Origin of the sequence: Nostoc sp. (assembly GCF_036917515.1) — a bacterium.
In the GTDB taxonomy this organism is placed as follows: Bacteria; Cyanobacteriota; Cyanobacteriia; order Cyanobacteriales; family Nostocaceae; genus Nostoc.
In genome coordinates this window covers 1-15,307 of record NZ_JBALDE010000278.1, presented here as the reverse complement: position 1 = coordinate 15,307, position 15,307 = coordinate 1, and the positions used below count along the sequence as shown (strand labels likewise).

8 protein-coding genes and 1 pseudogene are annotated in these 15,307 nt (G+C 39.6%); 7 read left to right on the top strand and 2 right to left on the bottom strand.

Annotated features, from left to right (window positions below; genetic code table 11):
- Positions 1-37: 37 nt before the first annotated feature.
- The 6 genes and pseudogenes from V7K89_RS35000 to V7K89_RS34975 all read left to right on the top strand — a co-directional run.
- On the top strand, positions 38-1,555 hold the full coding sequence (locus V7K89_RS35000) for an MBOAT family O-acyltransferase (protein WP_335195463.1): 1,518 nt from the start codon (positions 38-40) through the stop codon (positions 1,553-1,555).
- 90 nt (positions 1,556-1,645) lie between these two features.
- Positions 1,646-2,590, top strand: a complete 945-nt coding sequence (locus V7K89_RS34995; protein WP_335195462.1) for a hypothetical protein — start codon at positions 1,646-1,648, stop codon at positions 2,588-2,590.
- Positions 2,591-2,832: 242 nt separating this feature from the next.
- Positions 2,833-7,494, top strand: coding sequence for an amino acid adenylation domain-containing protein (locus tag V7K89_RS34990; protein ID WP_335195461.1), 4,662 nt, complete (start codon positions 2,833-2,835; stop codon positions 7,492-7,494).
- Between the two features lie 31 nt (positions 7,495-7,525).
- On the top strand, positions 7,526-8,938 hold the full coding sequence (locus V7K89_RS34985; RefSeq protein ID WP_335195460.1) for an MFS transporter: 1,413 nt from the start codon (positions 7,526-7,528) through the stop codon (positions 8,936-8,938).
- A gap of 211 nt (positions 8,939-9,149) precedes the next feature.
- On the top strand, positions 9,150-11,162 hold the full coding sequence (locus V7K89_RS34980; RefSeq protein ID WP_335195459.1) for an ABC transporter ATP-binding protein/permease: 2,013 nt from the start codon (positions 9,150-9,152) through the stop codon (positions 11,160-11,162).
- A 142-nt stretch (positions 11,163-11,304) separates the two neighbouring features.
- A pseudogene (locus V7K89_RS34975) lies at positions 11,305-12,036 on the top strand (transposase domain-containing protein); the annotation flags it as partial.
- Here the strand turns inward: V7K89_RS34975 and V7K89_RS34970 are convergent.
- Together V7K89_RS34970 and V7K89_RS34965 are read right to left on the bottom strand one after the other, a co-directional pair.
- The gene (locus tag V7K89_RS34970) at positions 12,035-12,391 is read right to left on the bottom strand and encodes a hypothetical protein (protein ID WP_335195458.1); all 357 of its coding nucleotides are present in this window, start codon (positions 12,389-12,391) and stop codon (positions 12,035-12,037) included. The pseudogene V7K89_RS34975 and the gene V7K89_RS34970 overlap by 2 nt on opposite strands.
- A gap of 256 nt (positions 12,392-12,647) precedes the next feature.
- The gene (locus V7K89_RS34965) at positions 12,648-14,150 is read right to left on the bottom strand and encodes an aromatic ring-hydroxylating dioxygenase subunit alpha (protein WP_442941852.1); all 1,503 of its coding nucleotides are present in this window, start codon (positions 14,148-14,150) and stop codon (positions 12,648-12,650) included.
- Positions 14,151-14,415: 265 nt separating this feature from the next.
- Between V7K89_RS34965 and dinB the strand changes: the two genes are divergently transcribed.
- Positions 14,416-15,237, top strand: coding sequence for a DNA polymerase IV (gene dinB / locus V7K89_RS34960; RefSeq protein WP_335195457.1), 822 nt, complete (start codon positions 14,416-14,418; stop codon positions 15,235-15,237).
- The last annotated feature ends 70 nt before the right edge of the window (positions 15,238-15,307 follow it).

The following is a 15,307-nucleotide window of genomic DNA, read 5'->3' as shown; positions in this document are numbered from 1 at the left end:
TTTTTATCACATAATCATTAGCTCAATGTAAAGAAAGATGGTATTCACAGAATTTCGGTTTGTATTTTTCTTCGTGATTGTTTTCTGCATCTATTGGGCGTTGCAGAAAGACAATCATCGTAAGTTGTGGTTGCTAATCTGTAGTTATATCTTTTATAGTGCTTGGGATTGGCGCTTCCTTTTTTTGCTCTTGTTATCGACAGTCATTGATTACTTTGTTGGTTTAATGCTATCTAGACCACAGGTTAGTGATTTACTAGGACAGGAAATTCCCACCAATGAGGTAGTAGAAAAAGCAAAAACTCCAAATTTTGGGAATTGGGATGCCTTGCTGAATAAGCCACAGAATCAGCAGCGTCAAGCATGGTTGATACTTAGTTTAGTAGTAAATCTAGGAATATTAGGGTTTTTTAAGTACTATAACTTTTTCACTGAGTCTGCTGCCAACTTATTAAGTTTTTTGGGTTTACCTATAAGCCTGACAACCCTTAACATTATTCTACCAGCAGGTATTAGTTTTTACACGTTTCAAACTCTGAGTTATTCCCTTGATATCTATCTAGGTAAACTCAAACCTGTGAGAAATTTTTGGGATTTTTCTCTATTTGTAACTTTTTTCCCTCAACTGGTTGCGGGGCCAATTGTCCGTGCATCTACTTTTTTGCCCCAACTGCTAACCCCAAAAAGCTTAAGCGAGGTTGATTTTCGGGGGTGTTTAATGCTTTTTTTCGTAGGATATTTCAAGAAAGCCTGCATTTCGGATAATCTTTCTCCTTTAATAGAACAGTATTTCACGAATCCAGAAAATTATACTTTCTTGAGTTGTTGGATTGCTGTTATTTCTTTCGTCATCCAGATATACTGCGACTTTTCTGCTTATTCAGATATGGCGATCGCTTCAGCAGGTTTACTTGGATACAAACTACCTCTGAACTTTAATTTCCCCTACCTTTCCGGTAATATCACTGATTTGTGGCAACGCTGGCACATTACCCTCTACAGTTGGTTGCGAGATTATGTCTATATTCCTTTAATGAGAAAGCGGCCAAAAGCTGAACGAACAGAACTGTTTGGGTATAAAAATCTTCTCATTTTAATGCTTCTATCAGGACTCTGGCATGGAGCTGCTTGGCATTTTGTAGTTTGGGGTGGATTAAATGGAATCGCTTTAGTTGTTCACAAGCAATGGTTATCTCGGATTGCTCCCTATAAAGGATTGCTACCATTGAGAAAGATGCTAGGTATCCCCCTAACAATGTATTGGTTTTGTGCCTCTGCCATCTTCTTTCGGAGTAACGATCTTAGCAGCGCTATACAAGTAGAAAAATCATTTTTATTCTTGACTTCTCTTGACTCTGAAAACCTAAATCTCCAAGTTGCATGGACTTTTGTACCTTTAATGATGCTCCATTGGGCGGCTTATAAAGGTTGGTTTGCTGATTGGTGGCGTAAAATTCCTAATTGGAGTTTTGCTGTTTGCTTTGGGGTGTTGGTTTCAGCAATATTTCGGCTGACAGCAATCAATCCTCAGCCCTTTGTTTACTTTCAGTTTTAGCGTGCGATCGCTCACTTTTTACTAAAAAATACCTTTTAAATTACTCCCATTGATTAAAGACATATGACAATAATTTACTTACACATTGGAATGCCCAAGACTGGAACAACTTGCCTACAAAAAGCATTGTTTAATAATAGAGATAAATTCTTAGAAAACGGTTACTTGTATCCTAAGTCTGATATAAAAAATAATGCCAAAGAAATAGTTAACCGTTACTGTCATAATACTTTAGCCCATTGTTTAATGGGTTTGGAAGACAAGGATAATACACTTTCAATGTCAATTTGGGAAGAACTGAAGACAGAAATAGACTCTATTAACCCTAGAAATGTGATAATTTCCGCAGAAGCTTTTACTTCTTTTAAAATCTTTTATCAACTTGAAACACTTGCAAAAATAAAAAATTTGTTAAAAGAATACGAAATCAAGGTAGTTATATATCTAAGAAAGCAAGATGAATTTTTAGAATCCTCTTACTGTTACATGGTTAAACTAGGAGCATGTAGCGTAGGAATTCAAGAGTTGTTTAATAAATATCAATATATCTTTAACTATTATCAAATGTTAGAGAATTGGGCAAATATATTTGGATATGACAATATGATTGTTCGATGTTTTGCAAAATCAAATACGAAAGATCATATTTTTGCTGATTTCTTAAGAGTCATTAATCAATTCAACAATAAAAGTGATTATAAAGTTGACTATAATGCAAAAATAAATGTGTCTCCTTCAGGAAAAATGATCAAGATACTTTTGCTTATAAATAATTTGAATGAAACAATTTTAGCGAAATTCATAAAATTAGATTATAGTTATTGGTCAAAATATCAAGAGTTCTTGAGCTTCTTATCTAATAACAAAACAATATGTAAGTTAGTATCGAGGCTGCCAAAATTTTTAATTGATGATGTGCTCCTCTTACCGAAAGAAAAAGAAGATATTATGAAAAAATTTAAAGAGTTAAATAGTCAGATAGCTTACAAGTATTTAGGACAAAAAAATGGAGTATTATTTGGCGATTATTCTTAGTTATAGGAATTCGATTTGATTCGGATAATCGCTCATAGAGAGAGGAAGCAGAGAACAGAAAATAGGGAACAATAAAGAATAAAGTTGTACTGAGTTTTGTTCAACAATTAAGTAGAGTTCGTAATATATAAATAACTTTGATTTCATGAATTTAGCGTAAAAAATATTATTTTCTACGAGGAACAATAAAAATTTGAGAAAGAGCTTTACCTATCTTTTCAAAAATAAAATAATAACCTTATATGAGCAAACTGCAAATAATTAAAAATAAAAATATTGAATCTATTTACCCTCTTTCTGCTATGCAACAGGGTATGCTTTTTCATACTCTGCATGAGCCAGAATCAGGAGTATATCTTGAGCAGTTCTGTCTCACGCTCTCTGGCAATTTAGATATTACACTGCTTCAGCAGGCTTGTGTGCGAGTATTGAAGCGTCACCCAGTTCTGCGTACCCTTGTTGTTTGGGAAAAGCAGGAAAAGCCTCTCCACGTAGTATGTAAGCAAGTAGAGTTACCTTGGCAGAACTATGATTGGCGTTCTTTATCTCCAAAAGAACAACAAGAGCGTTTACAAGCTTTCTTACAAACAGATCGAGTTCAGGACTTTGTTATTGACAAAGCTCCACTCATGCGGTTCACCTTAATTCGAGTCGCTGATGATACTTACGAATTTGTCTGGAGCTTTCATCACTTGCTAATTGATGGCTGGAGTTTCCCAATTCTCTGCAAAGAAGTCTTTGCTTTTTATAATGCTTTAGTTAAAGGCGAATACTTATATTTAAATACTCCCCGTCCTTACCGAGATTATATTAATTGGTTGCAGCAACAAGATTTAAAAGCAGCAGAGATTTTTTGGCGACAACAACTTCATGGCTTTACTAGTCCTACCCGTTTGCAACTAAATCGGGGTGAGGTGCAAAATTTTCCCCAGTCAAAAACCTACCAGGAACATCAGTGCTGTTTATCAGTAACCATAACTGCGGCTTTACAGTCCCAAGCACAGCAGTATCATCTGACACTTTCAACTTTCGTCCAAGCAGCTTGGGCAATTTTACTTAGTCGCTACACTGATGAGTCTGAGCTAGTATTTGGCGCAACTGTGTCTGGTCGTCCTCCCACATTATCGGGGGTAGAATCTATGGTGGGACTATTCATTAATACTCTACCAGTCAGGGTGAAAGTACCAACAGCAACTCCTTTATGGCAATGGCTGAGGGAATTGCAGACTCAACAGGTGGAGCGATCGCAGTATTCTTGGTGTCCGTTAGTAGAAATTCAAGCTATTAGTGAAATTCCCCAAGAATTACCCATGTTTGAAAGCATTGTGGTGTTTGAGAACTACCCACAAGATACGTCTTTATCAAATCCAGGTAGCAGTATCCAAATTACTAAACGGCGAGTTATTGAACAAACAAATTATCCGCTCACAGTCATCGCTGTACCAGGACAAGAATTATCTCTACGCATTCTTTATGATGGTAGCCGCTTTGACAGGGAAACGATTAACCGGATGATGGGGCATCTTGTAACTTTGTTAGAGGGTATGGTTAGTAACGTCGAGCAGAAAGTAGGAGAGATACCCATGCTAACTGCTAGCGAGCAGCGCCAACTCTTAGTATGGAATCATACCCAAACAGATTATCCCAATAAATGTATCGCTCAGTTGTTTGAAGAACAAGTGGAACGGATACCGGATGCAGTGGCCGTTTCGTTCCAGTCTCAACAACTGACTTACCAGCAGTTAAATTGTCAGGCTAACAAGTTAGCACACCATCTCCAAAAACTTGGTGTAAAACCAGAAGTGCGGGTAGGGATTTGCGTTGAGCGTTCTTTATCGATGGTTGTAGGACTTTTGGCAATCCTTAAAGCTGGTGGTACTTACGTACCCTTAGATCCGCGATCGCCCCAAGAACGCTTGACTTATATTTTAAGTGATTCTCAAGCCTCGGTATTGCTGACAGATTCATCAACTAAGAGGCAGGGGGAGGGGAGCAGGGAGCAAGAGGAAATGACCTGCTGTGGAGCAGAGCAGAACATGGATCTAAATCCCCATTACAAAACTCTACTTCCGACTTCTTTAACAGTAGTTTGCTTAGATACATCGGAGATTTTTTGCCAAAACAGTCAGGAAAATACTGTTAGTCAAGTGACACCACAAAACTTGGCTTATGTAATTTATACTTCTGGCTCAACCGGCAAACCCAAAGGTGTAGCCATGAGTCACCGTTCTCTAGCGAACCTTTTACATTGGCAAATTAACGAAAGTGCTTTTAGTTGTGCCAAAACTTTGCAATTTGCTTCTATCAGTTTCGATGTCTCTTTTCAAGAAATATTCTCTACCTGGTGTAGCGGCGGAACCTTAGTTTTAATTCCCGAAGAAGTACAGAAGGATGGATTCGTATTATTACAATTAATTACCCAAGAAAAGGTAGAAAGACTGTTTTTGCCCTTCGTCGCCCTTCAGCAGTTAGCCAATGCTGCCTCTATTTCTAAATTCTATCCTGCATCTTTGCGCCAGATTATGACGGCAGGAGAACAGTTGCATATTACTCCTGATTTAGTCAACTTTTTTAGGGAGCTTCCTGGTTGTACGCTGCAAAATCAGTATGGCCCAACAGAGAGCCATGTAGTAACAAGTTTTACATTAAAAGATGTGGCAAGCAGTTGGTCGCCACTTCCACCCATTGGTCGCCCGATCGCAAATACGCAAATCTACATCCTTGACCGCCATCTGCAACTATTACCAATTGGAGTTTCCGGAGAACTGTATATTGGCGGCGTGGCGATCGCTAGAAGTTACATTAATTCCCCAGAATTAACAGCTGAGAAATTCATTGTTAAGGATGGGAATCGTTTTTATAAAACAGGCGATCGCGCTCGATATTTAGCTGATGGCAACATCGAATTTCTTGGTAGAATTGACAATCAAGTGAAGGTGCGGGGTTTTCGCATTGAACTGGGAGAAATTGAAACCGTACTCGTCGCACACCCGCAGGTAAAAGAAGCAGTAGTTATTGCAAGAGTTGACCAACCAGGAAGCAAGCGCCTAGTCGCTTACATTGTCCCCAAACAACACCTAGACACCAGCGAACTGCTTTGTTATCTCAAACAGAAGCTACCCGAATACATGCTACCTTCTGCTTTTGTAAAGTTGCTGGATGCTCTACCTCTAACCAGCAGTGGCAAAACAGACCGCCGCGCTTTACCAGCACCTACGACTAGGGAAACACGTAACATCTCTACAGACTTGATCCCACCCCGGACTGCAACTGAAGAGGTTCTGGCAGAAATCTGGAGTGATGTTTTAGGGCTGGAACAAGTTGGTATCCATGACAACTTTTTTGCATTAGGAGGGCATTCTTTATCAGTAATGCAAGTCATTGCTCGGTTGCGAGAAACCTTCAAAGTGGAGTTACCTATAAGCTGTCTGTTTGATTACCCAACAGTAGTCGAGCTAGATCGGCAGATTTCAGAATATCGCCAAAATGACTTAACTCCATCTCTCAAACTAGTACCTCGGAGTACAAAAGAGTTGCCAATCTCTTTGACTCAACTTGAGTTTTGGATATTAGCTCAATTGCATCCGGGTATTCCCGTCTACAATATTCCCCTGGCTTATCGCCTCACAGGTTTACTCAACGTAAATGCCCTGGTGCAAAGCCTCGTGGAAATTGTCCGTCGTCACGAAGCTTTGCGAACTACTTTTGCGATCGCTTCCAGCGGCGCAAAGCCCATCGCCGATAGGCAAGTGGTTCAGAAAATTGCTCAACACCCCATATTGCCATTTTCGGCGGTAGACTTGCGAAAACTTTCTGAATCTAAAACTGAGCGAAAGGCTCTGGCTCAAAAATTTGTGAATGAGGAAAAAAACCAGCCTTTCGATCTAGAACAAAGCCCGTTGTTACGCATCAAGCTGCTGCGGCTCTCTGATGCCGAGCATTTACTCATAGTAACTATCCATCATCTAGTTTTTGATGGTTGGTCTGTAAGTGTGTTTTTACAGGAGCTAACAAAATTATACGAAGCATTTTGTCACGGTCAGCCCTTACCACTTCCCGATTTACCCATTCAATATGGTGACTTTGCCGATTGGCAACAGCAGGGGGTTGCTCGTCCTGCTTTCGTGTCTAACCTTAACTATTGGAAGCAGCAACTAGGTAATAGCACACTTTTACTACAGTTACCTACGGATCGCCCGCGCTTACCAGTCCGAACTTTTCAAGGCGCAAGTCAAACTTTTACCATCCCTAAAAGCCTAACAAATGCTCTGAAAAATTTGAGCCAACAGCATAATGTAACTCTATTTGTGACTTTGCTAACAGCTTTCAAAATAGTGCTGTTCTATTACACGGGACAGTCAGATATTATCGTAGGCACTCCTTTTGCTAATCGCCAGCAAATGGAAACTAAAGGACTTATTGGATGCTTTATTAACACACTTCCAATACGTACATATCTGGGCGGCGATCCAAGCCTGAGCGAGTTGCTGTATCGGGTGCGGGGATATTTTTTAGACGCTGGCGATCACCAACAAATCCCCTTCGTGAAGTTAGTAGAAGCACTACAGCCAAAAGGAGAACCAAGCCACTCTTTGCTATATCAAGTGATGTTTAACTTTTTGCCTCCATCAGATTTAAAACTGACAAACTTGACTGTTCGTTCCTGGTCAATTGAAACTAATACAGCAGAATTTGATTGGGATATTTATCTTCAACAAACAACATTAGGAACCATTGAAGGTAAATGGTGTTACAAAATCGATTTGTTTGATGCTAGTACTGTTAGCCGTGCAGTAACTCAGTTTTTAGTATTGCTTGAACTGCTAATTAATAATCCTGAATGCCGTCTGAATGACCTTTCCTTACTATTTCAGAAGCATAATTCTCAATGCCGTGCCATGTAGATACACATAACAAGTAATTTGCCAGATTATTATGTCAGACGTACAGATTATGGAAAAAACAAGACTGACTGCTTTGCGGGAAATGCGACTGTTTCTCATTGTGTGGATAGGACAGTTGATCGCCTTGATTGGTTATAGTACTACTGCATTTGCCTTAGATATTTGGGTTTACAACCGCACTGGTTCAGTGACCCAGTTTGCTTTAGTCTCCCTGTTCAATACTCTACCGCTAATCTTAATTTCCCCGATCGCTGGACCTCTGGTAGATAGGTGGGATCGCCGAAAGACAATGATTATAGCTGATGTCTTGGCGTGTTTGGGAACGATCGCGATCGGCGTTTTATTTGTCATAGGTCAGTTGGGAGTATGGCACATTTACCTAGCTAATACCTTCACTGCTATTTTCATGGCTTTTCACACACCTGCTTATACAGCATCCACAGTCTTATTAGTGCCAAAACAGCACCTCAATCGTGCTAACGGTCTGATGAGTCTGATGTTTGGGATTTCCATAATCATTGCACCAACTCTTGGAGGTGTTCTACTAAGCATTGTCAATTTTCAAGGGATTATTTTGTTTCACGTAATGGCTGTGTTTATTGCTGTTGTCTCCTTGATGCTCGTGAGATTCCCCCAAGTCAACACGAGTGATGTTGCAACTGCAAAAAGTTCATTTCTGAGTGAAGCAACTTATGGATTTAAATATTTGACCACTCGACCAGGGCTGTTGGGACTAGTCTTATTCTCAGCTTCCAGCCTTTATTTTGTGGGAGGCATTAATGTTATCACCATACCTCTAGTATTAAATTTCGCTTCAATAAACGTTCTGGGAACTATTCTTTCGCTATTCGGCATTGCTCTTTTAGTAGGCGGCTTGCTCGTGAGCATCTGGGGAGGACTAGAACGCAACATCTATGCAATATACGGATGTATGCTTTTGAATGGTGTATTTCTTCTCGTCGCCGGGTTGCAACCCTCTCTTGTCATCTTCACTGTTAGCATCTTTTTATTCTCCCTGACACAACCGATCGTTTCCAGTTCTACGCAAGCTGTCATGCAAAATAAAATAGAACCTAGCATACAAGGTAGAGTTTTTGCGATCAAAGGAGCAATTGAAGCAGCCGCTTTACCTCTAGGCTACATCACAATTGGGCCTTTAGCCGAGAAGGTTTTTGAACCCTTAATGGCTAGTGATAGTTTTTTGGCAGGAAGCATCGGACAAATCATCGGTATTGGATCGGGTCGTGGAATGGGACTTCTACTAATGATTATGGGAGTCTTGACCATTTTAGAAACCTCTATTGCCTACTTGTACCCTCGTCTACGGTTTGTGGAAGATGAACTCCCTAATGTTAGTAATGCAGTTGCAATGGCTACGCCCGCCGCAGGCATCGCTGCTGATACACCTTCTAGCAAGAATGACGCGGTTTCTTTGCTATCCTAAATTTGGCGTTGCATAGTGGTGGTTGATTAAAAACTCTACTATTTTCCAAATATTATTTGATTTTTTTAAATAGGTAATTGTTAATTAAGTTCATAAATTGCAAAGATTTTGTATCTAAATTCAATGTTTATGATATACGTCCAATTGTGTATTATTTAATAGTTGGTTTTACTGTATTTCAATCAAAAAAATGTTCAATTTGTTTTAAAATATGCCAACCACAGTTTCTCGCGATCGCTCCTTAAACAACGATTTTTCTCCATCCAGTTTTAACAAATTTTGGGATAATGTAAGAGCGATTGTTCAGCCTTACTGGTATCCAACAGAGTCCGGGGGAAGAGTATTTTCAGACGTGATTCGTATATGGGGGATGCTCATTCTCCTGATTTTATTAATAATCGCGCTGGTGGGCGTAACTGCCTTTAATAGCTTTGTTACTCGTTACATAACAGATGTTATTGAAGAGAAAGATTATCCTAACTTTATTAAGACGATAGTAGTTTTCGGCGCTGCTCTTGTCTGCATAACACTCTTAAACGGATTTTCTAAACTTGTCAGAAAAAAAATTGCTCTTGATTGGTACAAATGGTTAAATAATCACACATTATCAAAATATTTAAGCAATCGTGTCTATTATAGAATCAACTTTAGATCCGATGTTGATAACCCAGATCAACGAATATCTCAAGAAATAGAACCCATTACCAGTAATGCTCTCTCGTTTTCAGCTACTTTGCTAGAAAAAGTCCTGGAAATGACAACTTTTTTAGTTATTATTTGGTCAATTTCCCAATTTATTGCGATTGTTCTGATTATTTATACGATTGTAGGTAATTTGATTGCTATTTACTTAGGTCAACAATTGAGTAAAATTAATCAAGAGGAACTAGAACTAAAGGCAGAATACAATTATTGTCTAACTCATGTTCGTAATCACGCTGAATCAATAGCTTTTTTTCAAGGAGAAAACCAAGAATCCAATATAATTCAACGAAGATTTAGTAATCTCTTGAGAAATGTCGAACGCAAGATTAATTGGGAGAACAATCAGGAACTTTTTGACGGAGCATATAAGTCTGCTATTCAAATATTCCCATATCTGGTACTCGCACCTATATATATGAGCGGTCAAGCTGATTTCGGAGAAGTTGTCCAAGCTAGTATAGCTTGTAATCAGTTTGCCTCAGCTATGGCAACATTAATTAGAGAATTTGGGAATTCAGGACGATTTTCCAGTTATGTTGAGCGTTTATCTGAGTTTTCAGATGCGCTACAAGAAGTAACTAAACAACCTGAAAATGTCAGTATTATTAAAACAATAGAAGAAAATCATCTCGCTTTTGAGAATGTCACTTTACAAACACCCAACTATGAACAGGTGATTGTTGAAGATTTGTCACTGTCTGTTCAGCCAGGAGAAGGTTTATTGATTGTTGGGCCTAGTGGTCGAGGTAAAAGTTCTCTATTGAGAGCGATTGCTGGTTTGTGGAACGCAGGAACAGGTCGTCTAGTGCGTCCTCCTCTACAAGAAGTCTTATTCCTACCTCAACGTCCTTATATCATTTTGGGAACTTTGCGACAACAGTTACTCTATCCTAAAACTAATCGTCAAATGACCGACGCAGAACTCAAAAAAGTTTTGCAACAAGTAAACCTGCAAAACTTGTTAAGTCGAGTTGAGGGTTTTGATACTGAAATTCCTTGGGAAAACATATTATCGCTGGGAGAGCAACAACGCCTCGCTTTCGCACGCCTGTTAGTAACTCATCCAAGGTTCACCATATTAGATGAAGCAACAAGTGCTTTGGATTTTAAAAATGAAGGAAGTTTATATCAGCAGTTACAAGAGACGAAAACAACATTTATCAGTGTTGGGCATAGGGAAAGTTTATTTAATTATCATCAATGGGTTTTGGAACTTTCACAAGATTCTAGTTGGCAACTTGTGACCATGCAAGATTATCAAAATCAAAAAACAATTACCCATAACTCTACTGAAAATACTCACATTACTATAGACAGGTTGCCTAATAATGAATCCCAAAATCAATCAGAAATATTGACTCAAAAAACTGCAATTGAAGGACTTTCTCATAAGGAAATGACTGAATTAACTTCTTATTCTATTAAGACGATTAGAAGTAAGGCAAGTAAAGGTGAGTCTATCACTACTAGGGACAGCATGACCTGCCACTATGACAAAGACTTAAAAGTGTGGAAATAAGTTAAACTCTAGCAGCCACTTATACTTTTTTTAACTGTAAATTATATCAAGTCCGGATGATTACTTATAATATAATACAGTTCAGTTAAGGTTGAGAATTATGTAAATTAAGCATTGTTCCCAAACCTTAAAATTGAGTGTAGTGCATCTCAAAGATTTCTCTTTGGTGTGTCCTGATATACAAAGTGTTGATCTACTTAAAGCAATCGAGACGGCGATTCCAGCTTTTGTCATTGAACAGGTGATCGCTAATACCCAAACTCAAGAGGAGCGCAAGCGATCGCTACCAGCGCAATTAGTGGTAAGTCTAGTAATTGCAATGAGTCTATGGTCAAAAGACTCAATGCGGGATGTACTTAAAAACTTGATTGATGGTCTTTCTGAGGGATGGGTAAAAGTTGGGAAATATTGGCGAGCACCTTGTAAATCAGCAATTACTCAAGCTCGGCAACGATTAGGGGCAGGGGTGATGAGCCAATTATTTCACCAGTTAGTACGACCAATGGCGACTGGTGAGACAATAGGAGCATTTCTAAATGGACTGCGAATTGTAGTGATTGATGGCATTTGTTTTGATCTTCCAGATAGCAATGAAAATGCGAGAGTTTTTGGTCGTCCCGGTAGTCATCCAGGCACACAAGCAGGTTTTCCAAAAATCAGATTAGTCATATTGGTAGAAGCAGAAACGCACATAATATTTGATGCTTTAATGTGTTCATACCGCATCAGAGAACGAGTGCGGGCATTAAAATTATTACGCTCTGTCACATCAGGGATGCTGTTGATGTGGGATAGGGGATTGCATTCGTATGCAATGGTACACGTAACAGTGTCTAAGGGGTGTGATTATTTAGGGAGAATTCCTGCCAATGTTATCGCTCTTTCATCACTCTCATGAGATTGATGAAAGAGCGATAAATAGCACTAAGAAAGTTGACTTTAATTACTTGTAAAAAGGGTTTTCTTCCTTTACCAGATGATGCTAATACATTAAGAACTGTTTGGAATGCGCTGGAGCGAACAATACGAATCATCTCCCTAGTTGACCAAGGATTGATATTTAAAAATCGGCTGATTGCACTTGGGGATTTTGTTTGACTGTGTTCGGGTAATGGATGTCCTTGTGCCTCTAAAAATAACGCCAACATCGCTTCTAGGTTATCTTTTTGGTACTGCGTCGGCATCAATTCTTTGAGGTTGTACACTAACTCTTGGGCGTGGGCAAGCATTGTTCTTGCTGAATTTAGGAATTACACGCCCTTTTTCTCATGTTTTTAGCCATTAAGCAAATCTAAGATTTGCGATCGCCTCCAGCGTGTGGATACGCCATCGCACTCTTAGATGACGCAGAATGTGTCATCCTGGCATCTCTCGAACGGGGTACAACTTGGTTTGGAAGTTTGGAATTCAAAAGGCTCAGTTGGCTAGATGCTCCAGCCAACTGAGCCTTTTGAATAAATTTTCTTAGGACTTACCTTGAGTAGATTAATCATTGTGTGCGTGTTCAAACTCGTAAACGTAAAATAGGCGACTAAATTTATCAAGCAAGTATCCTAGAAGTACAAATAATGTTGCACCCCCAAGCGCCCACCAGAATCCTGTATGAGGAAAAACCGTTAAAAGTGATGCAGGTATTTGGTTTGCAGATGCTAATGCAGCTTTTACCGCTATGGCTCTTGCATCCAGAATTACAGCAACACATAAGCATAATATAGATAACCCGTAAGCCAACACCCGTAGACGTTTAATATTTTTCAAAGCATCTTTGCAAACTTCGCAATGTTGGGTATGAGTTGTCCAGACATCAAAAAGCTTTTGTTTGTCTAATTCGGGCAAGGGAAGATCGGTATTACACCCCCAAGCCCAAGGAATACTACCTCCAGCTTTTTTCTCCAACCACTGGTGAAATGTAATTACCATTTTATCTTGAGGATTGGGTGTATAAACTGCGTTCACCCATTGGTCCTTTTGACGTTTAGCTAGAATCTTCTGTTGATAATGAAGAAATACTAAGTCTTGGTGTAAGAACAAGGATGACAAAACATGGCCTAGCCAAGTTGGCATTGGTAGTCCAAAGACTCCTAATCCTTTAGGTGTCTTGCCCATCTCGTTCTTAACTAAGACCTGGCAGCCAATATGACGACACCATCCTGGACGTGTAGGACTAGCATACAATGCTAGGATCAGCTTACCACCATCGTGTGAAGTAGAAACAATTCTCATCTGACAAGGTGGTTGAAAGTCGTGAATCGCTTGTGAAATCGTGGGGGCAGTCGGTGTAATTTCAAAAGAAAATCCTTCTTGAGTAGACATTTCCTTGATGCAAAGCATATTGTAGTAATTAGCATCTTTATACCGATTACCAACTATACCGTGGTGAGAAACAGGGACATGGGCTGGGTCAGCTACATTTTCCATGAAAAAATCCCATCCATAGGGTAAGTCACGTATATTCCAAAATAGATGAACTACTCTGTCGGAGTTTTCTTCAAGTTCTGGAATAATTCGTGGTGTCCTCAATTGACTTTCAAGCTGTGCTTCAGAACCAGACTCAGCCCAAACCCACAATAAACCCTGCCGTTCTTGTGTTGGATAACTAATTGCAGATGACTTTGAATTTAAGCAGTGTTTAGAAGATGTGTGCTGATCTTTCGACTGGGGAATGCTCACACAGTTTCCCTGCGAATCAAAACGCCAAGCATGATAAGCACATAAAAGTGTGCCATCAGACTCAACACGCCCTTCAGAAAGAGGAGCTAGTCGATGGGGGCAACAATCTTCAAAGCAAGACCATTTACTCAAACTGTCTCGCCATAAGACTAAATCTTTTCCTAATAACTGTATTGCATGTGGGCGAGATGGATCTAAAAAATCCACAACTGCTACAGGATACCACTGCTTTGTCCATTGAAATACTTCTTCTTTGTTTTGATTCAATGGAATGCTTGCGTTATCCATATCCCCTTGAAAATCAATTTTTATGGTCATGTGTGTTCTTTTATGTTTTTGAACTAATAAAGTTAGAGCTGTTTAATATTTAATATAGTTGCAATTCCAGGTACGCTCTTTTCTACTTAAAAAACTTTCTTCGCTTGCTTGATGGCATAAAAACTATGTACCCCCTCAAACACTTCTTCAAGTGACAGTTGCTCAAAACGACAGCAGGTAATTTTATCTCTAAGATAGTACTGGTATACTATAAACTGAGATTGTATTTACTTCTTTGAAAATGCTGTGAAAAACGAGACTGCTTGTGGTGAAGCTACGCTTGGGACAAGAATCTGTCGCTAGAATTAGGAAAATAATTCACGTAGATATGGACGCTTTTTACGCATCGGTAGAGCAGAGGGACAACCCTAGCTACCGAGAAAAACCGTTAGTAGTCGGTGGCAGTCCCAATCAGCGAGGCGTAGTTGCAGCAGCTAGTTATGAAGCTCGTAAGTTTGGTATTCACTCAGCAATGCCCTCAGTAACTGCGTTCGCTAAATGTCCCGCACTTATCTTTGTCAGACCGAGATTCGATGTTTACCGAGAGATTTCTACTTCAATCCACGCCATATTCAAACGCTACAGTGATTTAGTGGAAGGAGTTGCGCTAGATGAAGCATATCTAGATGTTACTGAGAATAAGCAAAACATCCCCTACGCTTCTACTATCGCAAGACACATCAAAACTGCAATTTTCCAGTCAACCCAGTTGACGGCAACCGCAGGTGTATCGATTAACAAGTTTCTTGCAAAAATGGCATCAGGCCAGAATAAACCCAATGGATTAACAGTAATTTTACCAGAGCAAGCGATCGCCTTTGTAGAACAGCTAGCGATTGAACAATTCCACGGGATAGGAGAAGTTACGGCGGCGAAGATGCATTCGTTCGGCATTCATACTGGCGCAGATTTGAAAACGCGATCGCTGACTGAGTTAACACACCACTTTGGTAAAGCAGGTCAGTATTACTACAAGATTGCCAGAGCAGAGGATGACCGCCCAGTTGAGGCGAATCGGGTTCGCAAGTCCATTGGTGCAGAAAACTCGTTTGCTAGAGACTTATCCCTCTTTTGTTACTTTGGGTAAAGAAAAAACAGCAATCTTATTCAACTAGCAATAGGAAAACTGATTGGACTCGCCCGAAAATCATTCATAA